At 66.4% G+C, this 22,894-nt stretch carries 26 protein-coding genes, 1 tRNA gene and 1 pseudogene; 16 read left to right on the top strand and 12 right to left on the bottom strand.

Features of this window, described 5'->3' with window-relative positions; translation table 11 throughout:
• Positions 1-25 precede the first annotated feature (25 nt).
• On the top strand, positions 26-829 hold the full coding sequence (locus tag BMX17_RS14015; RefSeq protein ID WP_092661111.1) for a TrmB family transcriptional regulator: 804 nt from the start codon (positions 26-28) through the stop codon (positions 827-829).
• A gap of 410 nt (positions 830-1,239) precedes the next feature.
• Here BMX17_RS14015 and BMX17_RS27510 read toward each other — a convergent pair.
• Together BMX17_RS27510 and mptA are read right to left on the bottom strand one after the other, a co-directional pair.
• Positions 1,240-1,344 (bottom strand): annotated as a pseudogene (locus BMX17_RS27510) (AN1-type zinc finger domain-containing protein); the annotation flags it as partial.
• Between the two features lie 296 nt (positions 1,345-1,640).
• On the bottom strand, positions 1,641-2,573 hold the full coding sequence (gene mptA, locus BMX17_RS14005) for a GTP cyclohydrolase MptA (protein ID WP_092661107.1): 933 nt from the start codon (positions 2,571-2,573) through the stop codon (positions 1,641-1,643).
• Positions 2,574-2,778: 205 nt separating this feature from the next.
• Here mptA and BMX17_RS14000 point away from each other — a divergent pair, with 205 nt between their 5' ends.
• Complete coding sequence (locus tag BMX17_RS14000; protein WP_092661105.1) at positions 2,779-5,064, top strand: nitric-oxide reductase large subunit; 2,286 nt, start codon at positions 2,779-2,781, stop codon at positions 5,062-5,064.
• A gap of 14 nt (positions 5,065-5,078) precedes the next feature.
• Here BMX17_RS14000 and BMX17_RS13995 read toward each other — a convergent pair whose 3' ends face one another.
• From BMX17_RS13995 to ahbB, 4 genes are all read right to left on the bottom strand, one after another.
• Entirely contained in the window at positions 5,079-6,902 is a 1,824-nt protein-coding gene (locus tag BMX17_RS13995) for a sensor histidine kinase (protein WP_092661103.1), read from the bottom strand.
• A gap of 12 nt (positions 6,903-6,914) precedes the next feature.
• Complete coding sequence (locus tag BMX17_RS13990) at positions 6,915-7,508, bottom strand: HalX domain-containing protein (RefSeq protein ID WP_092661101.1); 594 nt, start codon at positions 7,506-7,508, stop codon at positions 6,915-6,917.
• Positions 7,509-7,690: 182 nt separating this feature from the next.
• Complete coding sequence (locus BMX17_RS13985; protein ID WP_092661099.1) at positions 7,691-8,284, bottom strand: response regulator; 594 nt, start codon at positions 8,282-8,284, stop codon at positions 7,691-7,693.
• A 118-nt stretch (positions 8,285-8,402) separates the two neighbouring features.
• Positions 8,403-9,440, bottom strand: a complete 1,038-nt coding sequence (gene ahbB / locus BMX17_RS13980; RefSeq protein WP_092661097.1) for a siroheme decarboxylase subunit beta — start codon at positions 9,438-9,440, stop codon at positions 8,403-8,405.
• 84 nt (positions 9,441-9,524) lie between these two features.
• Here ahbB and BMX17_RS13975 point away from each other — a divergent pair, with 84 nt between their 5' ends.
• Together BMX17_RS13975 and BMX17_RS13970 are read left to right on the top strand one after the other, a co-directional pair.
• Positions 9,525-9,977 carry a MaoC family dehydratase gene (locus BMX17_RS13975; RefSeq protein WP_092661095.1) on the top strand — a complete coding sequence of 151 codons (453 nt, stop codon included), beginning with the start codon at positions 9,525-9,527 and terminating at the stop codon, positions 9,975-9,977.
• Positions 9,978-10,080: 103 nt separating this feature from the next.
• Positions 10,081-11,148, top strand: coding sequence for an anthranilate phosphoribosyltransferase (locus BMX17_RS13970; RefSeq protein WP_092661093.1), 1,068 nt, complete (start codon positions 10,081-10,083; stop codon positions 11,146-11,148).
• Between the two features lie 9 nt (positions 11,149-11,157).
• Here the strand turns inward: BMX17_RS13970 and BMX17_RS13965 are convergent, their stop codons facing one another.
• On the bottom strand, positions 11,158-11,544 hold the full coding sequence (locus BMX17_RS13965; RefSeq protein WP_092661091.1) for a hypothetical protein: 387 nt from the start codon (positions 11,542-11,544) through the stop codon (positions 11,158-11,160).
• 344 nt (positions 11,545-11,888) lie between these two features.
• Here BMX17_RS13965 and BMX17_RS13960 point away from each other — a divergent pair, with 344 nt between their 5' ends.
• From BMX17_RS13960 to BMX17_RS13940, 5 genes are all read left to right on the top strand, one after another.
• Entirely contained in the window at positions 11,889-12,536 is a 648-nt protein-coding gene (locus BMX17_RS13960) for an RAD55 family ATPase (RefSeq protein ID WP_092661089.1), read from the top strand.
• 37 nt (positions 12,537-12,573) lie between these two features.
• Positions 12,574-13,119 carry a peptidylprolyl isomerase gene (locus BMX17_RS13955; RefSeq protein ID WP_092661088.1) on the top strand — a complete coding sequence of 182 codons (546 nt, stop codon included), beginning with the start codon at positions 12,574-12,576 and terminating at the stop codon, positions 13,117-13,119.
• An 84-nt stretch (positions 13,120-13,203) separates the two neighbouring features.
• Complete coding sequence (locus tag BMX17_RS13950; protein ID WP_092661085.1) at positions 13,204-13,545, top strand: ferredoxin; 342 nt, start codon at positions 13,204-13,206, stop codon at positions 13,543-13,545.
• Between the two features lie 128 nt (positions 13,546-13,673).
• Positions 13,674-13,757: transfer RNA gene (locus BMX17_RS13945), tRNA-Leu, on the top strand.
• 191 nt (positions 13,758-13,948) lie between these two features.
• A complete protein-coding gene (locus BMX17_RS13940) occupies positions 13,949-14,464 on the top strand; it encodes a DUF5813 family protein (protein ID WP_092661082.1) in 516 nt (171 codons plus the stop codon).
• A 7-nt stretch (positions 14,465-14,471) separates the two neighbouring features.
• Here the strand turns inward: BMX17_RS13940 and BMX17_RS13935 are convergent, their stop codons facing one another.
• From BMX17_RS13935 to BMX17_RS13925, 3 genes are all read right to left on the bottom strand, one after another.
• The gene (locus tag BMX17_RS13935) at positions 14,472-14,891 is read right to left on the bottom strand and encodes a DUF1648 domain-containing protein (protein WP_092661080.1); all 420 of its coding nucleotides are present in this window, start codon (positions 14,889-14,891) and stop codon (positions 14,472-14,474) included.
• A 256-nt stretch (positions 14,892-15,147) separates the two neighbouring features.
• Positions 15,148-15,378 carry an Lrp/AsnC family transcriptional regulator gene (locus BMX17_RS13930; protein WP_092661078.1) on the bottom strand — a complete coding sequence of 77 codons (231 nt, stop codon included), beginning with the start codon at positions 15,376-15,378 and terminating at the stop codon, positions 15,148-15,150.
• A 2-nt stretch (positions 15,379-15,380) separates the two neighbouring features.
• Positions 15,381-16,070, bottom strand: coding sequence for a potassium channel family protein (locus BMX17_RS13925; RefSeq protein ID WP_092661076.1), 690 nt, complete (start codon positions 16,068-16,070; stop codon positions 15,381-15,383).
• Between the two features lie 116 nt (positions 16,071-16,186).
• On the opposite strand from BMX17_RS13925, the gene BMX17_RS13920 reads away from it, so the two are divergent.
• A complete protein-coding gene (locus BMX17_RS13920; RefSeq protein WP_092661073.1) occupies positions 16,187-16,417 on the top strand; it encodes an Lrp/AsnC ligand binding domain-containing protein in 231 nt (76 codons plus the stop codon).
• Between the two features lie 157 nt (positions 16,418-16,574).
• Complete coding sequence (locus BMX17_RS13915) at positions 16,575-16,898, top strand: DUF7991 family protein (protein WP_092661071.1); 324 nt, start codon at positions 16,575-16,577, stop codon at positions 16,896-16,898.
• Here BMX17_RS13915 and tmk read toward each other — a convergent pair.
• Positions 16,895-17,476: a dTMP kinase gene (tmk, locus tag BMX17_RS13910; RefSeq protein ID WP_092661068.1), complete on the bottom strand. Its 582-nt coding sequence runs from the start codon at positions 17,474-17,476 to the stop codon at positions 16,895-16,897. The genes BMX17_RS13915 and tmk overlap by 4 nt on opposite strands.
• A 43-nt stretch (positions 17,477-17,519) precedes the next feature.
• Positions 17,520-18,029 carry a universal stress protein gene (locus BMX17_RS13905; protein ID WP_092661066.1) on the bottom strand — a complete coding sequence of 170 codons (510 nt, stop codon included), beginning with the start codon at positions 18,027-18,029 and terminating at the stop codon, positions 17,520-17,522.
• 138 nt (positions 18,030-18,167) lie between these two features.
• Between BMX17_RS13905 and BMX17_RS13900 the strand changes: the two genes are divergently transcribed.
• From BMX17_RS13900 to cofG, 5 genes are all read left to right on the top strand, one after another.
• Complete coding sequence (locus BMX17_RS13900) at positions 18,168-19,046, top strand: complex I NDUFA9 subunit family protein (RefSeq protein ID WP_092661064.1); 879 nt, start codon at positions 18,168-18,170, stop codon at positions 19,044-19,046.
• A 145-nt stretch (positions 19,047-19,191) separates the two neighbouring features.
• Positions 19,192-20,373 (top strand): tubulin/FtsZ family protein, encoded by a 1,182-nt coding sequence (locus BMX17_RS13895; RefSeq protein WP_092661062.1) that lies wholly within the window; start codon positions 19,192-19,194, stop codon positions 20,371-20,373.
• The gene (locus BMX17_RS13890; protein WP_211611342.1) at positions 20,348-21,121 is read left to right on the top strand and encodes a flagellar basal body-associated FliL family protein; all 774 of its coding nucleotides are present in this window, start codon (positions 20,348-20,350) and stop codon (positions 21,119-21,121) included. Before BMX17_RS13895 ends, BMX17_RS13890 begins: the two co-directional genes overlap by 26 nt.
• Positions 21,121-21,750, top strand: a complete 630-nt coding sequence (gene cofC / locus BMX17_RS13885) for a 2-phospho-L-lactate guanylyltransferase (protein WP_092661058.1) — start codon at positions 21,121-21,123, stop codon at positions 21,748-21,750. Before BMX17_RS13890 ends, cofC begins: the two co-directional genes overlap by 1 nt.
• A gap of 26 nt (positions 21,751-21,776) precedes the next feature.
• Complete coding sequence (gene cofG, locus BMX17_RS13880) at positions 21,777-22,892, top strand: 7,8-didemethyl-8-hydroxy-5-deazariboflavin synthase subunit CofG (protein WP_092661056.1); 1,116 nt, start codon at positions 21,777-21,779, stop codon at positions 22,890-22,892.
• The last annotated feature ends 2 nt before the right edge of the window (positions 22,893-22,894 follow it).

Raw genomic sequence — 22,894 nt, 5'->3', positions numbered from 1 at the left:
ATCCCCGGCAGCCGACCGCACCACAATGGCAAGTCTGAGAGACCTCGGGTTGTCGGAGTACGAGGCCCGAGCCTACCGTGCGTTGCTGAAAACGGGGCCCACAACGGCCAAGGAGTTGTCCCGTGTCAGCGACGTGCCGATGGGCCGCATCTACGACGTTCTCAACAGCATCGAGACCTACAACCTCGTCCGGAGTCAGAGTGCGAGTCGGCCGAAAAAGTACGTCGCCGTCGAGCCCCAGACCGCGCTGGACCGACTGCTCGAGGACAAGAAACGCGAACTCGAGGAGAAGGCCCAGCAGTACGAGGGGATCGTCGACGAACTCGTCGGCGAACTCGAGAGCGCCGAACCCGTCGAGGAGACGTTCTGGACCGCCGCCGTCGGCCCCGACGAGACCGTCGACCTCCTCGTAGAGCGACTCGCGGCCGCCGACGAGCGCATCATCATGGTCGCCTCCTCCTCGTCCCAGCAGTTCGACATGGACACCGTGGGCGATCTGATCGTCGAGGAACTCGGGAACGCGCTGGATCGGGGCGTCGACGTGTCGCTGTTGATGCGCCCGGAACTGGTCGACGAGCTCCCCGAGAGCGTCGGCGAACGCTACCAATCTCACCTTGCCCGCCACGAACAGTTCTCGGTCCGTACCTCGTCGAACGTCTCGGGCACCTTCGAGCTCATCGACAACGCGGAGGTCTGTATCGAGGTGCCACACCCGCTCAACGCCGACGAGACCTTCGCCGTGATCGACCTGAAAGACCGAGAGTTCGCCGCCAACGTCCGCTCGGAGTTCGACCCACGGTGGGAGGACGCCACCCCGCTCTCCCTGTGACTCAGCGCCCCCGCCGCTGGACGGCGTAGATCACCGTCGCCGGAAACCCCCAGAAGTAACCGAGTCCCCGCCACGACGACCCAGTGCGTTTCGACCCCCGGGAGCGACGGGCGCGACATCAACAGCATGGTCAGGAAGACGATCAGTGGCACGTAGTACGCACGGCTCGGTCGCCACGCGTGTTCGCCCGCGGTCACCCGCTCGTGGTACACCTGCACCGCCAGGATCACGGTACTGAGCGGGACCACCACCACCGCGAGCAGGGCGTACGCCCACCAGGGCAGCAGTCGCCAGACCGGCACCAGCGCCGTGATCGCCGGTCCCGACGGAATCGACAGCGAGAGGGCCGATACGTCACCGACCGCTCGCGTCCCGCCGTCGGCTTCGGCCTCGATCGCGGCGTCACACTCGTGGTCGTCGGGCAGTCGACAGTCGACGCAGAACGACCCCCCACAGTCCCGACAGTCGTAGGTGTTCGACACGGCAGTCTCACACGACGGACAGACAACCCCCATACGTCAGCCAATTCAAAAGGACGGACAAGTAATTTGCCCCCCACCTTTTTACTTCGTCGGGTGCCGCGCAGAGCGCGGCACCGCTCCTCGCAAAAAGCTGGACCAAAAACGGGCGCGAGCGCCTCGCGGCGCTCGCGAAGAACCGCGCTCGCTCCGCTCGCGCGGACGCTTGCCTCAGTCCTCCCCGTTCACTTCCGCCTTCAGGTCCCCATACTCGGCCACCCGCTCGGCGTGGGCGAAAAACGGGACCTCGCTTCGCTCGGTCCCGTGAACCGGCGCGCAGAGCGCGCCGGATGCTAGTCCTCGCCGTTGACTTCCCCTTTCAGCGTCCCGTACTCGGCCACTCGTTCGGCGTGGGCGTTGTGCTGGTGGATGGACTCGTCGTTGGACTGTTTCATCGTCACGATGGCGTCGTCGGGTAGGTCGGGGAACTCCTCGACGACCCCTTCGGCCATCGCGCGCACGCAGTCCTCGACGAACTTGGCGTCCTTGTGGGACTCGTAGGTCATGTGATCCTCGTCGGGCCGCTTGGCCAGGTTGTAGATGCGAGCGCTCATCGAGTCGCGCGCGACGCGGATGATGTCGTTGAGGTCGGCCTCGGGCGCGCCCTCGCTCTCGACGGTCAGCGTCGCGTGGCCGCGCTGTGAGTGGCCCGGCTGGGGCACCTCTTCGAGGAACTCGTCGATGACCTCGTCTTCCACGTCCAGTCCGCGAAGGGTCTCGCGAGCACGAGAGGTACTCATCCCCTGTGAGCAGGGACAGACGGTCATGCCGGTGACGCGGGCACCGATCTCCTCGTGGGTGCCGTCCTCGGTGGCCGTGGCGGAGGCGATGATGTCAGCCGTCGACTGGGTGGGCCGGTCGGACTCGGGCGTCCGCTCGCGGGTGACGTACTCCGCCTCCATCTGGACCTCGGCCTTGGTGGTGTAGTCGTGTTTGTCGATCAGCCGCTCGGCGGCGTCGCCACACACGTCCTCGACGCGGTGGACCTCCTGGGCGACGGCCGCTTCGAGGGTCTCGTCGACGACCTCCATGTTCCGGGACATGTCAGCACCCTTCCGCCAGGACGGCAGGTCGACGAACACGTCGAATTCGGCCATGAGGACGATGGGTCGGTCGTCGGTCCGGCCGAGCTTCACGAGTTTCTCGACGCCGGTGACTCCAACGCGGTTCAGTCCGACGGACACGTCGGGACTGGTCGCCTGAACGTCCGGCAGTTGCTGACTCATTAGGACTTCCTTAGGACCGAACCTTCGTTAGGGCTTTCGAAAACGACCATTGGTGCGAGGCAAACCCCGAACCCGGCCAGCGGTGCCGACGAGCGGTGAGTGGGACCGACCTCGTCCCGTTTGTCCCGAACGGGTTCGGTCGGGTTCGCAGTTTCTTGGAGTGCCATTGACCCTTCATCCCTCCGCGGGGGAGACCACCGTCTGTATGCAAGTGACGCGAAAGCATCTCGCGATGGCACTGGTCGCCGCCTTCGTGTTCAACCTCGTCGTCATGGGCGCGGGCGCGTGGTACTCCACCACCAACGCGCCGCCCATCCCGCAGGAAGTCGTCGGTCCCGACGGCGAGGAGATCACGACGAAAGACCAGGTCCAGGCGGGCAAGACCGTCTTCCAGTCGGACGGGCTGATGAACCACGGGTCGATACTGGGCAACGGCGCGTACTACGGCCCCGACTACACCGCCGACGCGCTCGATCTAAAGGTCCGGCATATGCGCGAGTACTACGCCCGGGCGGAACACAACGCGTCCTACACGAACCTCTCGGCTGGCGACCGGGCAGCCGTCAACGCCACGGTGCAGTCGGAACTCGGCGGGAGCGAGGCCGGCGACGTGGTCCAGTACTCCGCGGCCGAACTGTACGCCCACCAGCAGGTCCGCGAGGAGTACGTCCGGCGGTACCACGAGGGTGAGAGCCACCGCGGTGTCCCCGCGGACATGATCGACTCCGAAGAACGCGCCAGACAGTTCGCCGACTTCGCCATGTGGACCGCCTGGGTCTCACACACCGACCGCCCGGGCGGTGAGAACTCCTTCACCAACGAGTGGCCGTTCGCCCCTGGTGCGGGCAACCAGCCACCCGCCAGCGCGATGACCTGGAGCGTCGTCGCCATGGTGTTGCTCGTCGCCGGTGCCGGCGCGGGCATCTGGCTCTACCGGGCTATCGAACTCGACGAACCCGACTCGGCGGGCGTCTCGATCCCCGACCCCGACGACGTGACGATCCTCCCCAGCCAGATCGCCGCGACCCGCTTCGTCGCCATCGGTGCCCTGCTGTTCCTGGCACAGGTGTTGCTTGGCGGGTTACTGGCCCACTTCTACATCGAGCGCGACGCCTTCTTCGGGCTGGGTGAGCGCTTCGGCTTCGAGATCCTCCAGTGGCTCCCCTTCGCCCTGGCCAAGACCTGGCACATCGACCTGGGGATCCTCTGGATCGCGACGCTGTGGCTCGGTGCCGGCGTCTTCCTGCCGGCCCTGCTGACCGGCTACGAACCGACGAACCAGGCCCGGTACGTCAACGGCCTGCTGGTCGCGCTCGTCGTGGTCGTCGTCGGCGGCCTCGTGGGCATCTGGCTCGGCGCACAGGGGTACATCGACGGCGCACTCTGGTGGATCCTCGGCAACGAGGGGCTCGAATACCTCGAAGTCGGGCGGCTCTGGCAGGTCGGTCTGCTGGCCGGCTTCCTGATCTGGGCCGTGCTGGTCTGGCGTGGCTTCCGCCCACTGTTGCAGCGCGAACAGCGGTTCGGGCTGGCGCACATGATCCTCTACGCCGGCGGCTCCATCGCCCTGCTGTTCTGTGCAGGGTTCCTGTACACCCCCCAGACCAACATCGTCGTCACGGAGTTCTGGCGCTGGTGGGTCGTCCATATGTGGGTCGAAGGGGCCTTCGAGTTCTTCATCGTCGCCATCGTCGGCCTCGTCCTGGTGAGCATGAACCTGTTGCAGAAGAAAAGCGCCGAGAAGGCGGTCATGCTCCAGGCGCTGTTCGTGATGGGAACGGGTGTCATCGGCGTCTCCCACCACTACTGGTGGGTCGGGCAGCCCGACATCTGGGTGCCCATCGGGAGTGCCTTCTCGACGCTGGAGCTCATCCCGCTCGTGCTCATCCTCTACGAGGCCCTGGGCCAGTACCGGGTGATGGTCCAGTCCGGCGAGGGCTTCCCCTACACGCTGCCGTTCATGTTCATCATCGCCAGCGGCGTGTGGAACTTCGTCGGGGCCGGCGTCCTCGGATTCTTCATCAACCTCCCGCTGATCAACTACTACGAGCACGGGACCTACCTCACCGTCGGCCACGCCCACGCCGCGATGTTCGGCGCGTTCGGCTTTCTCGCCATCGGCATGGCCGTCTATATGCTCCGGATCACCACCCGGTCCGGCGCGTGGTCCGAACGCCGCCTCCGCTGGTCGTTCTGGCTGTGGAACGTCGGGCTGGCGCTGATGGTGTTCGTCTCCGTTCTCCCCGTCGGCTTCCTTCAGCTGGAGACGGTCTTCACCGCGGGGTACGACGCCGGCCGGAGTCTGGCCTTCTACGAGCAACCCATCGTCCAGGCGCTGTTCTGGGCGCGGATGCCGGGTGACACGCTGATCATCCTCGGCACCGCCATCTTCGGCTACGACGTGGTGGCGAAACTCCGCAACCAGTCGGCCGCCGAGACGCCCACTGAAGGGAGCCAGCCCATCGCCGACCGCGTGCTGGGCGACGACTGACGGCTCCCACGCCGTCAGCTGTGTGCATCCTGGGCCCGCGACTCGACTGCGGGCTCGGCATCCTCGGCGTCGACGTCACTCTCCGCTACCTCGTTGGAAACGGCCTCGCCGGCTTCCTGTTCGTCCGGTTCGCCCTCGGCCATCGGCAACCGGATCGTCACGATAGAACCCCGCGGGTCGTTCTCCTGGAACTGGACGGTGCCGCCGGACTCGGTGACGATCCAGTTGATAATCCACAGCCCGAGGCCGCTAATGTGCTGGAGCTGGGTCTCCCGGCCGCGCAACAGGACGGCGCGTTCTTCTTCGTGGATGCCCGGTCCGTTGTCGAGGATCTCGATGGCCACTTCGTCGTCTTCGACCCAGGCGGAGACGGCGACCTCGATGAGCGGCTCCGGGTTGTCGTTGTGCTCGATGGCGTTCTCGACCGCGTTGCCAACGGCGTCGGCGAAGAACTCGATGGCCGAGACGTGGGCGGTCTCGGGCAGGTCGGTCTCGATACTCACGTCCGGCCGATCGGCCTCGTACTCGGCGACGACGGTCTCGATCACGTCGACGGCGTCGAGTCGGTGCGTGTCGACGTGGTCGCTGTCCAGCGCCTGTTCGAGCTGGCGGGCCTTCTCACTCAGGTCGATCAGCCCCGAGATGTGGCTCTCGATGGCATCGACCCACTCTGCCTCGGGGTTGTTCTGTTTGCCCAGTTCCGCGTAGCCCAGCACGACGTTGGCCTCGTTACGCAGGTCGTGCCGGAGCGCGCGGTTGAGGACGTTCAGCCGCTGTTCGCGCTGGCGCTGGTCGGTCACGTCCCGGAGGGAAACGAGGTGGCCCGTCAGCAGCCCGCCGGCCCGTCGCAGTGCCGTCACCTGCACGTCGTAGTACCGGAGCTTCCCGTCGCGTCGGAGCGCCAGTTCCGTGCTGACGGCCTGGGTCCCCGAATCTGCGTCGGCGGCCTCCGCGATCACCGCCTCTAGCTCCGGACACGCCTCCGCGACCGGCCGACCGACCAGCGACGCGTCGCCGTCGTCGACGATGCGGGCCGCACGCTGGTTGTAGTCGATGATCCGTCGGTCGTCGTCGAGGACGAACACAGCCTCGACGAGATTATCCATCAGTTCGTCCCGGGCGACCTCGCGGGCGACCGGCACCATCTCCAGCAGCCGATGCCGGTAGATGGCGAGCACGAACGCCGCCGCAGTGACCGAGAAAGCGGCCGGCGTCGGATCGAAAGGAAACGAGACGACGTTCCCGAGATAGAGCGCGTTGGCGACCCATGGGGTGAACGTCCCGACGAGGATGGCCACGGCCTGGCCCCGGTAGACGTTCTCCGAGACGACGAGCATCCGCACGAGGAGATACGATCCGACCACCAGCAGGGCGTAGGAGTAGAGCGTGTGGACGACGAACCACCCGCCGGTCAGCATCGACGGCGTCGGGACGGCACCGGCCTGAAACAGCTGTGACCGCTGCCACATGAGGTGGTGGAGCGGGTTGGTCCAGATGAACAGTTGCGTGATGGCAGGGACGATAAACAGCGGCCCCAGCCCGTACCGGGTCAGTGGCGTCTCGTGACCCGAGTACGACTCCGCGAAGTACAGAAAGACGACCGGAAGCGTCGCGATGGCGAGATACGTCGCGTTCCCGAACAGTCGCTGACCGAAGGCGTCGGTCCGAGCCAGTTCCAGTCCCGCACAGAGCGTCCAGAACGAGGTCGCGGCGAGCAGACCGGTCAGCGGTCCCGACCCGGCCGACATCCGGTTGTGGTACACCCACGCGCCCAGCCCGGCAACGACTACGGCGACACCTGTATAGAGGAGTGCGAAGGGTGTGTATTGCCAGGCCATGTGTGGGCCACGCTACGGCTGTGACGGCGAATCCATCGAGTCGAGATCGGGTTCCGGCATCCGGAACAGCGCGCCGAACTCGTCTTCTTCGAGATCACCGACTGCGTCGTCGAGGTTGGCTTCGAGTTCTTCGATCTCGTCGGTCAACTCCTGATACTCCTCGTTGGTTTCGAGTGCGGATCGGCTCTTCGAGGTTTCCAGCGCCGCCCGCTTCGAGACCAGCGAGAAGTACTCCTGGAACGTGTCGTCGTACGTCGAGTACGTCAGGAGCTGTTCGACCGTGTCGTAGAGGTCGTCCCGCGAGACGGGTTTGACGACGTACTCGTCGAAGCCCATATCGAGGATATCGAAGTCCGGGTCGACCGCCGTCACCATCGCGACACGGCAGTCGTACCCCTCCTCGCGGATGTGTTCGAGGACTTCGTCCCCCGACATCCCCGGCATTCTGCGGTCGAGCAACACGGCGTCGACATCGTCGTCGAGTTCCTCGAGCGCCTCCGATCCACTGTACGCCGTCCGGACGTCGTACTCATCCTGTAGGTGAGCCGCGTACACGTCCGTAACGGCGGACTCGTCGTCGACGATGAGGACTGTTGTTTCGCCCAAACCTATCCACTCACTGTAGGAAGTGGTGAACGGTAGCAAAAAAGTTTCCGCCCGGTGTTCAGAAGTGAAAACCAGACCCGAACCTGGAAACCAACCCGCAAACGAAAGGGAAGCACTGCGCCACAGCCGATTATCGAGTGCAGTAACGGACAAGATAGCCGAAAACGGCTGATTCGACCGTGTTACTCTTCGGTGACGGGTCGCGATCCGTCGTGGAGCTCGCGGAACACGGCGGCGAAGGCCTCGTCGTCGAAGCGGGCGACGGTGTCTTCGAGCTCGTCCCGGACACGATCGCGCTCGTCACGGAGATCGTGGAACTCGTCGCTGTTTTCCAGTTCCGTGTTGCTCTTGTTGGCCAGCAACGTCGCGTACTTCGAGGTCAGCGAGTAGTACCGCTGGAGTTTCTCCTCGTACTCGGCACAGACCAGCAGGCGCTCGATGGTGTCGAACAGGTCCTCCCGGGAGACCGGTTTGATCACGTAGTCGTCGAACGGCATCTCGATGATATCGAAGTCCGGGTCGACCGCCGTCACCATCGCGACGCGGCAGTCGAGCCCGCGGTCACGGATCTCTTCGAGGACGTCGTCGCCCGACACGTCCGGCATCCGCCGATCGAGCAGAACGATGTCGACGTCCGGGCCGAGCGCTGACAGTGCCTCCTCACCGCTGTAGGCCGTCCTGACGTGGTACTCCTGTTTCAGCTGGGCGGCGTAGGCATCGGCCACGTCCGGCTCGTCGTCCACCACCAGCACGGTGGGGAGGTCACCTGAACTCATCCAATCGCTAGCCAATACACGCTAACAGAAGGATAAGACTTCCGGGCGTTTCGGCCCGGAGGATAGTTCACTAGGTTGTCACTTATCGTGGCGTACCCATCGCTGACTCCCCAGTTTCCTACTCCCCGACGATGTCGTCGTACCGCGCGCCCGTCTGTTTCAGGGTCTCGGTGGAGTAGAGCCGTTCGTGCTCGACGGGGAGGTACTCGTCGGCGAGTTCGTCGATCTTGGCGTCGACGGCCTCGGCCTCGCGGCCGTGGATCATCGTGAAGAGGTTGTAGGGCCAGTCCTGCTCCGGCCGGCGCGGGCGGTGATAACAGAGCGTGACGTACGGGAGCGCGCCGACGGTCTCCCCCCAGGAATCGAGGTTCTCGTCCGGTACGTCCCAGACGACCATGCAGTTGTTGTCGAACCCCGTCGTGACGTGGTTGACGACACAGCCGATGCGTTTGATACAGCCGTCCTCGCGCAGTCCCTCGATGCTGGCCGTCACGTCGGCGACGTCCGCGTCGACGGCCGCCGCCACGTCCCGGTAGGGCGTCTCCGAGAGCGGGAACCCGTCCTGAATTTCCAGCAGGAGTCGCCGGTCCAGCGCCGAGAGGTTCGCCGCGGCGTCCTCACTGATCCGGGTCGCCGAGGCGTCGGTCTCGCTGATCGACTCACGAGCGAACCGATCGCCGTTCACCACGGGAAACTCCAGATCGATGTAGTAGTCGGTCAGCATCGGGAGGACGAGGACCTCCAGCCCGGTCCGGGCCTCGATGTCGTCGATGATGGCGTCGCGTTTGTCCCGGGACCCGGCGGTGACCACGAACCACATATTCCACTCGTGTTCCCGGCGGTAGTTGTGGTTGACCTGCCGATGGTCGTTGATCACCTCGGCCACCTCGTCGAAGCGGTCGGCGGGGGCCGAGACGGCCGCCAGCGTCGACGAGCCGATCACCGGCGGGTTGAGGACGGCCCCGAACCGGCGGAAGACGCCGGCCTCGCGGAGGTCCCGGACGCGGGCCAGCGCGTCGGCGGCATCGACACCGAGGTCGTCGCCGACGATCTCGAAGGGGCGTTCCGCCACCGGAAAGCCGCTCTGGTATCCGTCGACGAGGGCCGCGTCCACGTCGTCCAGTTCCGTCCGCCAGTCACTCGACTGGAGACTCATTGGCTCGTGTTAGGACCTGTACGGTGTAACGGTGTCGCTTCCCGGCGCGAAACCGCTAAGTCACCGGCACTACTGGCCTCGACAATGCCCACATACTACGAGGATATCGACGTCGGCGACACGGAGGCACACGGCAGCTACGAGGTCACCGAGGACGAGATCCTCGAATTCGCCGAGCAGTACGACCCCCAGGAGTTCCACACCGATCCCGAGGCCGCCGAAGACACGATGTTCGGCGGTCTCGCGGCCAGCGGCTGGCACACCGCCGCCATCTGTATGCGCCTGCTGGTCGAGACCATGGAGCAGGCCGGTTGGGCCTCACAGGGGGCCCGCGGCGTGGACGAACTCCGCTGGATCAAGCCGGTCCGGCCAGGCGACGAACTCTCCATCGAGTACGAGGTCGTCGAGAAACGCGAGGGCGACCGGCCTGGCGTCGGCGAGGTCGACAGCCGCCTGACCGGCTACAATCAGGACGACGAGCCCGTCATCACGTGGATCGGCCTCGGGATGATCGAGAAGCGCGCGGCCGGCGAGTAAGCGGGATCGGCACCCTGATCGCACAGTTCGGGACGGGATTCTCGAACGGATCGGCAGCGACGGCTTCGTGAACTATTTCGCCCTGGCGTGCCGAGTGTCGGCTATGGCACAAGCGAGCCAGCAGTTCGGCGAATGGCCGCTCAAACGGTTGATGACCGAGGTCGTCGGGTCCGGCCACAAGTCCGCCGAGGACATGGACCGCGACCAGGCCCGGGAGGCGTTCCAGCGGATCCTCGCCGGCGAGCCCGACCCCACGACGCTGGGTGCGTTCTGGCTGGCCAACCGCTGGAAGCGCAACAGCCCCGAGGAACTGGCCGCCTACACCGACGTGATGCGCGAGGAGTCCGTCGAAGTGGCCGCCCCCGACGCCGACCCCGTCGACTGCGGGGCCAACTACGACGGCAAACACTCCACGGCCATCCTCGGCGTCGCCGCGGGTGCCGTCGCCGCCGCGGCCGGGACCCCCGTCGTCGTCCACTCCGGCGACCGGGTGCCGACCCAGAAACTCGACGCGTACAAGCACGTCCTCGACGAACTGGGCGTCCGCACCGAACTCGATCCCGAGGAGAGCGCCGAGATGGTCGACGAGGTCGGCTTCGGCTACTACTACCAGCCCGCGTTCAATCCGGGGGTCGACGACCTCTGGGAACGTCGGGACATGATGGGCGTGCGGAGCTTCGTCAACACCATCGAGACGCTGGCCAACCCCGCCGACGCCGACGTGCATCTTGGCAGTTTCTACCACCTCGCCTTCGCCGAGAAGATCGTCGGCACGTTCCAGGAAGTCCAGGCCCAGGACGTGTCCCGCGTGCTCATGTTCCAGGGCCAGGAGGGGTACGACGACATCCGACCCGGCTCGACCGTCGTCGCCGAATGGTCCGATGGGGAGGAACTCGAGGACTTCGAGATCGAGACCGCGAACTACGGCATGGACTTCAGCGGCGAGGATCTGGAGGTCGATGACATCGCGAGCGAGTCGGCCGCGATCACCGAGGCGGTGCTCGCGGGCGACCGCGACGACCAGTTCGCCGACGCGGTGGCGGTCAACGCCGCCCTGCGGATGTACGCCCGCGAGGACGTGGACGACCTCGAAGAGGGACTCGAAATCGCCCGTGAGACCATCGAGAGCGGCGACGCCGCCGACGTACTGGACGACCTCCGGGCGTTCTGACCCGCGTCGTCAGCCCCCGATCACGAACCGGGCGACGGCGTAGTCGATGGGGACGACGACCCCGAAGGCCAGCAGGACGGCACCGTCGCCGCCCAGAGACGGTGCGGCGAGGAGGATGATGGCGAGAAACTGTGCGGCGACGGCGATGCCGGCGGCGAGGCCCCAGCCGGCGGCGCGAGCGAGGTCGTAGGTTCTCGGCCAGTAGGCCCGGTAGACGAAGGGGGGCATGAAGACGATGGCCAGCGTCGGGAAGATCGCGGGATAGGTCACCGTTCCCAGTCGCTCGGTCAGGAAATAGACGACTGGGAGTGCGATGGCGGCACAGACGGTGATGATGGCCTTCTCCGGCGTCAGCCAGCCCGTCGGTCCGGACGCGTCGGCCTCTCGGTTGCTCATATCGGGAGCGTTGCGGGCAGGCACGTAAAACAGGCACTGTCTGAGTCGAACGGGTTCGGAGGGAATGCAGTGCGGGTGCGGTAGCGGTGCGGGTGCGGTGGCGGTGGCGGCGGTCCGACGAGCATCCGCGGCGCGTTGCGCCGCGGTTCTTCGCGAGCGCGGCATCGTCGCGCTCGCGCCTTTTTCGCCACCGAAAGACGCGGAGCGTCTTTCGAGCCTCCGTTCGCATTCGGCTCACGGAGACCACGTTTTTCAAGGAGTGGTTGCGCGCCGTCGGCGCGCAACCCGACGCAGAAAAAAGGTGGGGCGGCAGGCTTATCGGTCCCAATCGCATGGGTCGGGCCATGAGTGACGATAGGACGCCGAGCGGGCGGCTCTCGACGGGCGTGGATCTGCTCGACAGCGGGCTCGGCGGGGGCGTGCCGGCGGGAAGTCTCGTCGCGGTATCGGCGCTGCCGCGGGCACAGAGCGAGCCGCTCCTGTACGCGATGGCGGCCGCGAACGCGACGCGCTATCTCTCGACGCTCCGGCCGGCCGAGGAGGTCGCCGACGCGCTGACGACGGCGGCCCCCGTCGGGAAGGCCGCGCTGGACGTGGACGTTCGCAGTGTCGACGGCGACGACGTGCTGGGCGCGCCCGAGGAGTTTCTCGGTGGGCTGGACGCGGGGTCGCTGGTCGTCCTCGATCCGACGACGGAACTCGAACAGGGCGACCGGACCCGGTATCGGGAGTTTCTGGACACCGCAAAGCGGGCGCTGCGGATGACCGACAGCGTCGGCCTCTTTCACTGCCACGAGAACACGCCCTCGGTCCTGCGGCGGGACATGACGCTCGCGCGGGCCGATCAGGTGTGGGACGTGCGGATGGACGTGGTCGACCGGTCGGTCAAGACCTGTCTGGCGGTCACGAAGGTCCGAGGTGGGACGCCGTTCGGGCTGGTCGAACTCACCTTCGACGAGGCGGGCGTGACCGCGACCGTCGGTCGGGACTAACACCAGACTTTTCTCCCGACCGCGCGGAGTGAGAGTCATGAGTGACCTTGCAGTGACGCTGTCCACGAACCACGGCGACATCGAGATCGATCTGTTCGACGAGCGCGCGCCCAAGACCGTCGAGAACTTCGTCACCCTCGCGGAACACGACCCAGCGGCCGACGACGAGCCCGCCGTCGAGACGACGACGTGGGAGGACCCCGAGACCGGCGAGATCCGCGGCGACTCGCTGTACGAGGGCGTCACCTTCCACCGGATCATCGAGGACTTCATGATCCAGGGCGGGGACCCGACGGGGACCGGCCGCGGCGGTCCCGGCTACCAGTTCGACGACGAGTTCCACGACGAACTGACACACGACGGCCCCGGTAAGCTCTCGATGGCCAACAGCGGCCCCGACACGAACGGCTCGCAGTTCTTCATCACACTGGACGCCCAGCCCCACCTGGACGGCAAACACGCCGTCTTCGGCGAGGTCACCGACGGGATGGACGTGGTCGAGGAGATCGGCAACGTGCCGACCGACGGCCAGGACAAGCCCCACGACCCCGTCGAGATCGAGGACGTCACGATCCACCGGTAACCCCGCCGTCCGTTCACGTCTGCCGAGTGTTTCTGCCGGACCGAAAGCGACAACGGAAAGACCGGCCGGGACCAAGCCGGTGATATGAGCGACGCGGACGGACCGGTGGACCCCAGCGAGATCGGCGAGCAGGACGCGCCGCCGGTCGAGGAAAAGCCGTACAAGATCATCTTCGAGGCGAACAAGTGCTTCGGCGCGGGCAAGTGCGCCGAGTACTCGGACAACTGGAATCTGGACATCTCGACGGGCATCGCGAACCCCGAGACCTACTTCTTCGGCGAGGCGGATCTCGAGCACAACATCGCGGCCGCGGAGGCCTGTCCGGCGAAAAAGGACGAGGGAATCATCCACGTCGTCGACCGCCGGACGAACGAGGAGATCGCGCCCGATCCCGAGGGCGACGGGACGCTCAGCGTCGACTGGTAGTCAGCGGTCTGGGTTTTCGCCCCCGAGCGGTTCCGAGAAGTCGGTCGTGTCCCGGCGTCCCGCTGCGTGCGAGCAGGGCTGTCACGGACCGAAACCGACAAACCCCTCACGGATGGAGGGGCGAGTGTGCGAGGGTAGCCAAGCCTGGAAACGGCGGCGGACTTAAGATCCGCTCCCGTAGGGGTCCAGGGGTTCAAATCCCCTCCCTCGCATGGAGCCGCGGCGCAATTCGCGCCGCGACGGAATCGTCGAGTGGATTTGAACGAGGCCAGTCGCACTCTCGACCGAGGGGAGCGACCGTCTGGACGTTGTTCAAGTCCCCTCCCTCGCATGAGGCCGCGCCACGGGGTGTGGCGCGGCGGACACACCGAACTTTTCCCGTCCGCTCACCTACGAGCCTGCAATGACCGACGCGATTCCGGAGCGGGCCGAGCGGGCGTTCGAGGGGCACGACGCTTTCGAGCGTGACGGCGACGGCTTCCGCGTGACGACGACGCGGTTCGATGGGCACGTAACGGCCGAGGAGACCGACGGCTGGGCGCTGTCCTACTGGCTCGTGGTCCGGACGCCGATGCTGTCTTCGGCCGTCGACGGCGACGTGGGCGAGGCCGTGGAGGACGGCTGGTTCGACACCTTCGAGCGTCGGCTGGAAGACGCGCCATCGGTGACGCGGGCTGACGTGGCTCTCGACGATGTAACGCTCGCCGAAGACGGCGACGAGGCGGTCGCGACGTTCGCGTTCGAGTTCGGGAACGCCGACCGCGCGCCGGACGTGGCGAAGGCCTTCGCCGAATACGTCGAAGGGACCTACGTCGAGGGCGTCGTCCCGGGCTACGAGTACGAGGGTGTCGTCGCGGACCTGCTGGGCAAGGCGGCGAGTCAGGGCGGTGACGGGACCCGCGGCGGCACACCACTGTGAGCGGGAGTCAGACGCCGCGTCCGTATTCGCGGACGATGGCGTAACCGACCACCAGCACACTCCACACCAGGATACCGACCAGCACGAGGTCGAACGGGACAGCGTGGCCGAGATTCCACGCGAGGACGAGTCCCTGAACCGCGGCAAGCAGGAGCATCGTCGCGACCGTGATTCCCGTCATCGTTCGGGGGTCCTCCGGCGGATCGATCCGGGCTGCCCCTCTTATCACGAAGTGGGTGAGGACCATCACGACCGGCACGGCCGCCACCGCGACGGGTTTCGGGGCGAAGTTGTCGGGCTGTCCCGACGCCGAGAAGTGGATCGCCATCTCGGCGGGGAGGTGGGGGTAGACGGCGAGACCGACCAGCGCAGTGAGCAGGGCCAGTCCACCGCTGATCGAATCGAGACGGGTCAGGGACCGGGCCATGGGAGAGGTGTCGGCTGGGAGGAACAAGTGCGTACCGGAGCGGTTGCGGTGCGGTCGCGGTAGCGGTGGCGGTGGCTGTGCGGCCGCGGTTGCACAAGCATGGCAACCGCGAGCGGGCCGCAGTTCCCACGAGCGTAGCGAGTGGGAGCACGAGAGACCGACGGTCTCTCGGAGGCGCGACTCGCGGCAGTTTTTCCCCACGTTTTTGCGATGGGGGGTTCGCCGCTGGCGAACCCCCCGACGTAAAAAGTGGGAGTTAGTCCATCGCGATATAGGTCTGCGTGGACTCGACGCCGTCGATCTCCTGGATGCCGGAGGCGGCCACGTCCTTGACGGCGGCAGGGGAATCGACCTCGACTTTGGCGATGAAGTCTACGTCGCCGGCGACGATGGAGGACTCGACGACGCCGTCGACGGCGTCGATGTCGCTTTTGATGCGGTCGGCGTCACCTGTGTGGGCCTTGGCCATGACGTAGGCGACCACCATGGTCAGACACCTCCGGCGGCCGCGGCGCGGCCCTGGTTGTCGCCGACGACGATGCGACGCACGTCGTCGAGGACGCCAAAGTCGGCGAGGACGACCAGGTGGTCACCGGCCTCCAGCGAGGCGTCGGCGTCGGGGAGGCCGTAGACTTCGTCCTGCTTGCCGAAGGCCAGGAGGCGGGATTTGGCGGGCAGTTCGAGTTCGCTGAGGGTGTAGCCGTGCATCGGCGAGTCGGCGGTGACGGTCAACTCCACCATCTGGAGGTTGCGGGCGATGTCGGCGACGGCCCGGATCGATCCACCCAGCAGGGCGTTCTTGGCGGCGATGGCACCCAGCCGTTCGGGGTAGATCACTTCGTCGACCTCGGAGGCGTACTTCCGGTAGATATCCTCGCGGTAGTCCTCGTCGATGCGCAAGACGGTGCGACAGCCGTGGTGTTTGGCGATCATGCAGGCGATGAAGTTGTCGTTCAGATCGCCCGAGAGCGCACCCAGCGCGTCCGCAGTCGCGAGGTCGGCCTTCGCGAGGACTTCCTCGGTCGAACCGTCCCCCTCGATCACGTCGAACCCTTCCTTGCGGGCGCGGTCGACCGAGGCCGGGTCGCGCTCGACGACGACGACCTCGTGGCCGCTCTCCTGCAAGACGCGAGCGGTCCGGAGCCCGACGCGACCGGCACCCACGATAACGAATCTCATGTGCTACATTCTGCCACGGGACGGCTTAAAGCTATCCCGGCGACCCGTCGATCCGAGGACGGGGCGGCGACGCGTCCGGATAAACACTTTTCATGTGTGGTAAAGTAGCAAGGACCATGGTCCGGGCCTACATCATGGTGAAGACGGCGGCGGGCAAATCGGAGGCACTCCTGGACGCGGCGCGGTCGCTCTCGGGAGTCACCGAGGCACACATCGTCGCCGGAAAGTACGACATCATCATCGAGGCCCAGGGCGAGGAGGTCTACGACGTGATGCACTCGGTCGCGACGGACGTACGCGACCTCGACGGGGTCGCGGACACGCGAACCTATATTTGCCTGGAGTAGTCGGCCTGCAGTGAACGCCGGGCGGCCCGTCATGCGCCGCCGTGTCGGCCGCGGACTGCCTCGCGCTGGGTCGCCAGCCACGGCGGGAGCGCCCCCTAGGCGGAATCGAACACGTCGGTTCCGACACCCCCAAGGCGTCCCGGTCCGTACGTGGGGTATGGTCTCGGCCGTCGACATCGCCGGGTTGCTGGTCATCGTGGGACTCAACACCGCCATCGCGGCGCTGGCGACCCGCTTTTTCCGCGTCCGGCTGAACACGCAATGGGGGAGTGCCCTCTACGCTGTCGTCCTCACGCCGGTCCCGCTGGTGGGGACGACGATCCTGCTCGGGACGGTGCTGGGGCCGAACCTCGGGAGCGCGACCACCGTGCTGGCGCTCACGGTGTTGGTCCCCCTCGCCGTCGGCATCGCCTTCGACTTCTTCTGGATGCCGGCCCCCGACGACGTGACCGTCCCGGACAACCGCCGCCAGCGGACCTAGCGCCGGCGCTCGATCTCCTCGACGGCGGTCGCGAGGACGGCCTCGGGTGCCCGGGTGGCATCGATCCGGACGAACCGGTCGGGGTCGGCCTCGATCAACCGTTCGTAGTTGTCCTGCACGCGGGCCAGATAGTCGGCGGCCTCGAACTTGTTGGTCGCGCCGCTGCGCTCGGCACCCGTCTCGGGGTCCACGTTGAAGTAGAGCGTCAGATCGGGCGCGCGCGTGAAGGGGTCGTGAACGCGCTGGACGTAGGCCATCGGGTCGTCGATGGTCCCGTCGAGGGTCGCACCCTGATAGGCGTACCGCGAATCCGAGTAGCGGTCGGAGATTACCAGATCGCCGCCCGCCAGCGCGGGCCGGACGACCCGCGAGAGGTGGTCGGCGTGGTCGGCGGTGTAGAGGAACAGTTCCGCGAGCGGGTCGGCATCGTCGTCCCCGATGGATCGGGCGACGGCCTCGCCGTACCAGGAATCGGTCGGCTCGCGCGTGAAGGTGACCGGCCCGTCGAGTTCCTCGTGCAGGCCTTCCCAGACGGTGGTCTTGCCGCTGCCGTCGATCCCCTCCAGCGTGACGAGCATACCAGCCCTGGACGGGCGGGCCTTGTAAATCGGCCGTTCCCGGTCAATCGGGCAGATAGAAATCGGACTTGCCCTTGCGGTGTGGAGAGGCGTCTTTCAGCTTCGCGATCTTGGCGGGACTGCGATCCCTGACGATCACCACGTCGTAGGACTCCTCGGCGGCGACGCTACTGCCGACGCTGGAGAGCGAGGTGACCAGATGGCCCGCGTTCTCGCTGCCGATGAACACCATCGAGGCGTCCTCGTGTTCGGCCACCTTTCGAAGACGTTTGGCGATCTCGCCCGACGGGGCGCGTTTGTCGACGACGCGGTGGCGGAAGTTGGCCGTCGGGCACAGGTCGGTCACCTGTCGATGGAGTCGCGAGACGATGGCCTTTAGCTCCGGATCCTCGTTGGCCTCGATCCAGTCGTGTTCGCGCGCGTACTCGGCGTTCCCCTTCGGGATTACGCTGACCGCCAGCACGTCCTCCTCGAAGACGATTCCGAACTCCGTCGCCCGGACCAGCGCGGCCTCGGCCAGCGGCGACCCGTCGAACGGAACGACCAGTGTCATACCCGAAATCTGTCGGCAAACCGCATATACCTGCGGACGGTTCTCGTCCCCTGAAAACGCCGAGGCGACCGACCGACGGCCGATACCTGACTAGTCGCACGGTAGTTTTAACCATTTATAAAACGAAGAGTAACTCGTATGAACGTTCTCGTCGTCGGCGGCAGTGGTTTCATCGGGACGAACCTGAGCGGGGAGTTAAACGACCGCGGCCACGACGTGACGGTCCTGTCGCGCGCCCCGGAGAGTGAACCGCTCCCGGCCGGCGTCGATACGGTCTCGGGCGACGTGACGGCCTACGACTCCATCGAAGGGGCTTTCGAGGGCATGGACGCGGTGGTGTACCTGGTCGCGCTCTCCCCGCTGTTCAAGCCCAAGGGTGGCAACGAGAAACACTTCGAGATTCACACGGAGGGCACACGCCACGTCGTCCAGGCGGCCGAGGAACACGGCGTGGACCGGCTCGTTCACATGAGCGCGCTGGGTGCCGATCCGGACGGGCCGACGGCCTATATCCAGGCGAAAGGACAGGCCGAGGATATCGTCACCGCCTCGGCACTCGACTGGGTGATCTTCCGTCCCTCCGTGGTGTTCGGCGAGGGCGGGGAGTTCGTCTCGTTCACCAAGAAGCTCACGCCGCCCGGCCTCGCGCCGCTCCCCGGGGGCGGCAAGAAGACCAACTTCCAGCCGATCTGGGTTGGAGATCTCGTGCCGATGCTCGCCGATGCGGTCGAAGCGGACGATCACGTGGGCGAGACCTACGAGGTCGGCGGCCCCGAAGTTCTCTCGCTCCGGGAGATCGCGAAGATGGTCCGGGGCAGCGTGATCCTCCCTGTCCCGATGGGGCTGGCCGGCGTCGGCCTCAAGGTCGCGGGGTCGATCCCCGGGTTCCCGATGGGGGGCGATCAGTACCGGTCGCTGAAGTTCGACAACACGACCAGCGACAACGACGTCGGGGCCTTCGGTGTCGACCCCGCAGAGATGACGACCCTCTCGGAATACCTCGGCACGAGGGCGTAAGCACCCATTTTTCGGGGCGCTAAGCCCCGATTAACCGGACTGCTTTCAGGCGGTTGTCTGTTGAACTCGGCATTCTATTTGCTGATATTTGGGGGTAAAACTTATAGCCATAATGTGACTGTTTCCTTCCACACGGAGACGAGTCATGAAACTCGCGATGATCGGTTTCGGCCAGGCGGGCGGGAAAATCGTCGACAAGTTCCTGGAGTACGACGAGCGAACCGGGAGCGGGATCGTCCGCTCCGCGGTCGCCGTCAATACCGCTAAAGCCGACCTACTTGGACTGGAGCGCGTACCGGAAGACAACCGGGTGTTGATCGGGCAGGCCCGGGTGAAAGGACACGGTGTCGGCGCCGACAACGAACTCGGCGCCGAGATCGCGGAGGAAGACATCGACGAGGTCCAGGGTGCCATCGACAACATCCCGGTTCACGAAGTCGACGCCTTCCTCATCGTCGCCGGGCTCGGCGGCGGGACCGGGTCGGGGGGCTCCCCCGTCCTGGCGAAACATCTCAAACGCATCTACACCGAGCCGGTGTACGGCATGGGCGTCCTGCCCGGCGGCGACGAGGGTGGGATCTACACGCTCAACGCCGCCCGATCCTTCCAGACGTTCGTCCGGGAGGTCGACAACCTGCTGGTGTTCGACAACGACGCCTGGCGGAAATCCGGGGAGTCCGTCCAGGGTGGCTACGACGAGATCAACGACGAGATCGTCAAGCGCTTCGGCATCCTCTTCGGTGCCGGCGAGGTCGAACAGGGCGGTGCGGTCGCAGAGAGCGTCGTCGACTCCAGCGAGATCATCAACACACTCGCGGGCGGTGGTGTCTCGACGGTCGGCTACGCCGCCGAGGAAGTCGAACCCGAGAAGGGCGGCGGCGGGTTGCTCTCGCGGTTCAAGGGCGACGACTCCGACGACGGCATGGACACCGCAAACACCACCAACCGCATCACCAGCCTCGTCCGCAAGGCGGCGCTGGGACGGTTGACCCTCCCCTGTGAGATCGACGGGGCCGAGCGGGCACTGCTCGTGTTGAGCGGCCCGCCGAAACACCTCAACCGGAAAGGCATCGAGCGCGGCCGGAAGTGGCTCGAAGAGCAGACCGGGAGCATGGAGGTCCGCGGTGGCGACTACCCGGTCCCCGACTCGGGCTACGTCGCGAGCGTCATCCTGCTGTCGGGCGTCCACAACGTGCCCCGGATCAAGGAGCTCCAGCAGGTGGCCATCGAAGCACAGGACAACATCGACGAGATCCGGCAGGAAAGCAAAGCGAATTTAGACGAGTTGGTCGAGGATGACGATGATGAACTGGATCCGCTCTTCTAGGGGTACGATCGCAGTCGCACTGTTCGTGGTCCTCCTCGGGGCCATCGGGACAGCCACAGCGCTGACCGTGACCGCCGACGACCCGGCCCGTGAGGCACAGGCAGGGACCGAGATCAACACCACGATCACGGTTGACGATGCGTTTACGGAGAACAGCCAGTGGACCGTCGGTGCGGAGACTGAGTTGCGAAACGTCAGCTGGCAGCTCGAGGAGTACGATCAGGGCTCGCGCGTCGAGCAGTGGAGCGACCTCGGCGGCCAGTCGATCAGTCAGGACGTCTCCAGCGACCCCTCGGGCGACGAACTTCGGATTCAGATCCGCGGTGAAGTTCCCGCGGTCCCCGAGTACAACTACAGCAACCCGTCGGCCGAGAACGTGACCTTCGTCGAGGTCACGAGCACGTCCGGCGACAACACCCAGACCCTGGAGACCTACTCCGTCCACGTCTACACCAACCAGAGCAAGAGCGCCCGGGAGGCCATCGACGCCGCCGTCGCGGCCAGTGACTCCGCCGGCAACCCGGACGGCGTGGAGAGCACCATCGACAACGCGATCTCCTCGTACAACAGCGGGAACTTCGAGAACGCGATCGATCTGGCCAACGAGGCCGAACAGAAAGCCACCTCGTCCCAGCAGACGAGTCAGCTCATGCTCTTCGGTGCGGTCGCCATCGTCGCCATCGCGCTGATCGGCGGCGGCGTCTGGTACTGGCGTAACCAGCAGGACGACTACGACAAGCTGCGCTGATGGACGTTCTCGTCCCCCTGGCTATCGACGAGCCGAAAACCCGGCTCGCGGGGACACTCACTTCTGCCGAACGGGCGGCGTTTGCTCGCACGGCGTGTGCGGACGTACTCGACTCGATTCGCGAGAGTGGCCACGATCCCACGGTCCTCGCGACGGGCGCCGTCGAGGTGGACGCGCCCGTCCGGGTCGACGACCGACCGCTGACCGAGGCCGTGAACGCCGCGCTGGAAGCGGCGTTCGACAGCGACGCCGAGCGCGTGGGGATCGTCATGGCCGATCTCGCGCTGGCGACGCCGGCCGCGCTCGGGCGACTGTTCGACGCCGACGGCGACGTGGTGCTGGCCCCCGGCCGTGGCGGCGGGACCAACGCCGTCGTGGCCGGCCACCCGCAGTTCCGGACGGACTACCACGGCGCGTCGATCCGCGACCACCGCGAGGCGGCCCGCGCCGTCGGCGCGGACGTGACCGAAATCGACAGCTTCCGTCTCGCGACCGACGTGGACGAACCGGCCGATCTGGTGGAGGTACTGCTCCACGGCGAGGGACGGGCCCGCGAGTGGCTGGTCGAGGCCGGCTTCGAGGTCACGACCGCGGACGGGCGCGCGACCGTGACGCGCGCACAAGAGTGAAGGGCGGCGCGCTCGGACCGAAGCCTGTGATTCCGGGGACCGACGAGTACGGCATCGACATGACCGTCGCCGACGAGGACATCGAGCGACTGCTCGACGTGAGGCCCGCAGACGTGAACCCGGCCGCGGAACTCTCCTTCTGTCGGAACGTGTTCGTCCCGCTGACGACGGCCTGCCGGTACACCTGCACGTACTGCACCTACTACGATCCGCCGGGGCAGGCCACTCTCATGAGCCCCAGCGAGATCCGGGAGACGGTCCGGCGCGGGGCCGACGCCGGCTGTACGGAGGCGCTCTTTACCTTCGGTGACGACCCCGACGACCGGTACGACGAGATTCACGACCAGCTGGCGGAGTGGGGCCACGACTCGATCCACACGTACCTGCGGGAGGCCTGCGAGATCGCCCTCGAGGAAGGCTTGCTCCCCCACGCCAATCCCGGCGACCAGACCCGCGAGCAGATGGCCGAGGTCGCAGACCTGAACGCCTCGATGGGAGTCATGCTGGAGACCACCGCGGAGGTACAGGCCCACGGCGGACCGCGCGCGAAGAACCCGGGCCAGCGGCTCCACACCATCGAGACGGCGGGCGAACTCGACGTGCCCTTCACGACGGGCATCCTCGTCGGGATCGGCGAGGACTGGGCGGACCGGGCCGAGTCACTGCTGGCGATCCGCGAACTCGACGAGCGCCACGGCCATATTCAGGAGGTGATCGTCCAGCCAGTCGTCGACAACGAGCGGTGGCGCGGCGGCTCACCGACCGTCGACACGCTCCGCCGTGCGGTCGCCATGGCCCGGCACTGCCTGCCCGAGTCCGTGAGCGTCCAGGTGCCGCCGAACCTCGCGCCCGCCCGCGAGGTGGTCGACTGCGGGATCGACGACCTCGGCGGGGTGTCACCGGTCACGGTCGATCACGTCAACCCCGACTACGAGTGGCCCGGGCTGGACGAACTCGAAGCGGTCGCCGACCACGCAGGCGTCCCCCTGCGGGAGCGCCTACCCGTGTACGACCGCTACGCGACCGACGAGTGGCTCTCGGATCGGATCGCCGACGCCATCGACGCCGCCGACGCGGCCGGCGACCGGTTCCGGGCCGTCCGCGACCACGGCACGAACCCGACGAGTGTCTCGTCCGATTGATA

The sequence above is a fragment of the Halorientalis persicus genome (assembly GCF_900110215.1).
Taxonomy (GTDB): domain Archaea; phylum Halobacteriota; class Halobacteria; order Halobacteriales; family Haloarculaceae; genus Halorientalis; species Halorientalis persica.
This window is presented reverse-complemented; position numbering and strand designations above follow the sequence as displayed.

Bases quoted from the DNA above. Each gene is read 5' to 3' on its own strand.
- BMX17_RS14015 (WP_092661111.1), top strand. From the start codon at position 26: ATGGCAAGTCTGAGAGACCTCGGGTTGTCGGAGTACGAGGCCCGAGCC.
- mptA (WP_092661107.1), bottom strand. From the start codon at position 2,573: ATGAGTCAGCAACTGCCGGACGTTCAGGCGACCAGTCCCGACGTGTCC.
- BMX17_RS14000 (WP_092661105.1), top strand. From the start codon at position 2,779: ATGCAAGTGACGCGAAAGCATCTCGCGATGGCACTGGTCGCCGCCTTC.
- BMX17_RS13995 (WP_092661103.1), bottom strand. From the start codon at position 6,902: ATGGCCTGGCAATACACACCCTTCGCACTCCTCTATACAGGTGTCGCC.
- BMX17_RS13985 (WP_092661099.1), bottom strand. From the start codon at position 8,284: ATGAGTTCAGGTGACCTCCCCACCGTGCTGGTGGTGGACGACGAGCCG.
- ahbB (WP_092661097.1), bottom strand. From the start codon at position 9,440: ATGAGTCTCCAGTCGAGTGACTGGCGGACGGAACTGGACGACGTGGAC.
- BMX17_RS13975 (WP_092661095.1), top strand. From the start codon at position 9,525: ATGCCCACATACTACGAGGATATCGACGTCGGCGACACGGAGGCACAC.
- BMX17_RS13970 (WP_092661093.1), top strand. From the start codon at position 10,081: ATGGCACAAGCGAGCCAGCAGTTCGGCGAATGGCCGCTCAAACGGTTG.
- BMX17_RS13965 (WP_092661091.1), bottom strand. From the start codon at position 11,544: ATGAGCAACCGAGAGGCCGACGCGTCCGGACCGACGGGCTGGCTGACG.
- BMX17_RS13960 (WP_092661089.1), top strand. From the start codon at position 11,889: ATGAGTGACGATAGGACGCCGAGCGGGCGGCTCTCGACGGGCGTGGAT.
- BMX17_RS13955 (WP_092661088.1), top strand. From the start codon at position 12,574: ATGAGTGACCTTGCAGTGACGCTGTCCACGAACCACGGCGACATCGAG.
- BMX17_RS13950 (WP_092661085.1), top strand. From the start codon at position 13,204: ATGAGCGACGCGGACGGACCGGTGGACCCCAGCGAGATCGGCGAGCAG.
- BMX17_RS13940 (WP_092661082.1), top strand. From the start codon at position 13,949: ATGACCGACGCGATTCCGGAGCGGGCCGAGCGGGCGTTCGAGGGGCAC.
- BMX17_RS13935 (WP_092661080.1), bottom strand. From the start codon at position 14,891: ATGGCCCGGTCCCTGACCCGTCTCGATTCGATCAGCGGTGGACTGGCC.
- BMX17_RS13930 (WP_092661078.1), bottom strand. From the start codon at position 15,378: ATGGTGGTCGCCTACGTCATGGCCAAGGCCCACACAGGTGACGCCGAC.
- BMX17_RS13925 (WP_092661076.1), bottom strand. From the start codon at position 16,070: ATGAGATTCGTTATCGTGGGTGCCGGTCGCGTCGGGCTCCGGACCGCT.
- BMX17_RS13920 (WP_092661073.1), top strand. From the start codon at position 16,187: ATGGTCCGGGCCTACATCATGGTGAAGACGGCGGCGGGCAAATCGGAG.
- BMX17_RS13915 (WP_092661071.1), top strand. From the start codon at position 16,575: ATGGTCTCGGCCGTCGACATCGCCGGGTTGCTGGTCATCGTGGGACTC.
- tmk (WP_092661068.1), bottom strand. From the start codon at position 17,476: ATGCTCGTCACGCTGGAGGGGATCGACGGCAGCGGCAAGACCACCGTC.
- BMX17_RS13905 (WP_092661066.1), bottom strand. From the start codon at position 18,029: ATGACACTGGTCGTTCCGTTCGACGGGTCGCCGCTGGCCGAGGCCGCG.
- BMX17_RS13900 (WP_092661064.1), top strand. From the start codon at position 18,168: ATGAACGTTCTCGTCGTCGGCGGCAGTGGTTTCATCGGGACGAACCTG.
- BMX17_RS13895 (WP_092661062.1), top strand. From the start codon at position 19,192: ATGAAACTCGCGATGATCGGTTTCGGCCAGGCGGGCGGGAAAATCGTC.
- BMX17_RS13890 (WP_211611342.1), top strand. From the start codon at position 20,348: ATGATGAACTGGATCCGCTCTTCTAGGGGTACGATCGCAGTCGCACTG.
- cofC (WP_092661058.1), top strand. From the start codon at position 21,121: ATGGACGTTCTCGTCCCCCTGGCTATCGACGAGCCGAAAACCCGGCTC.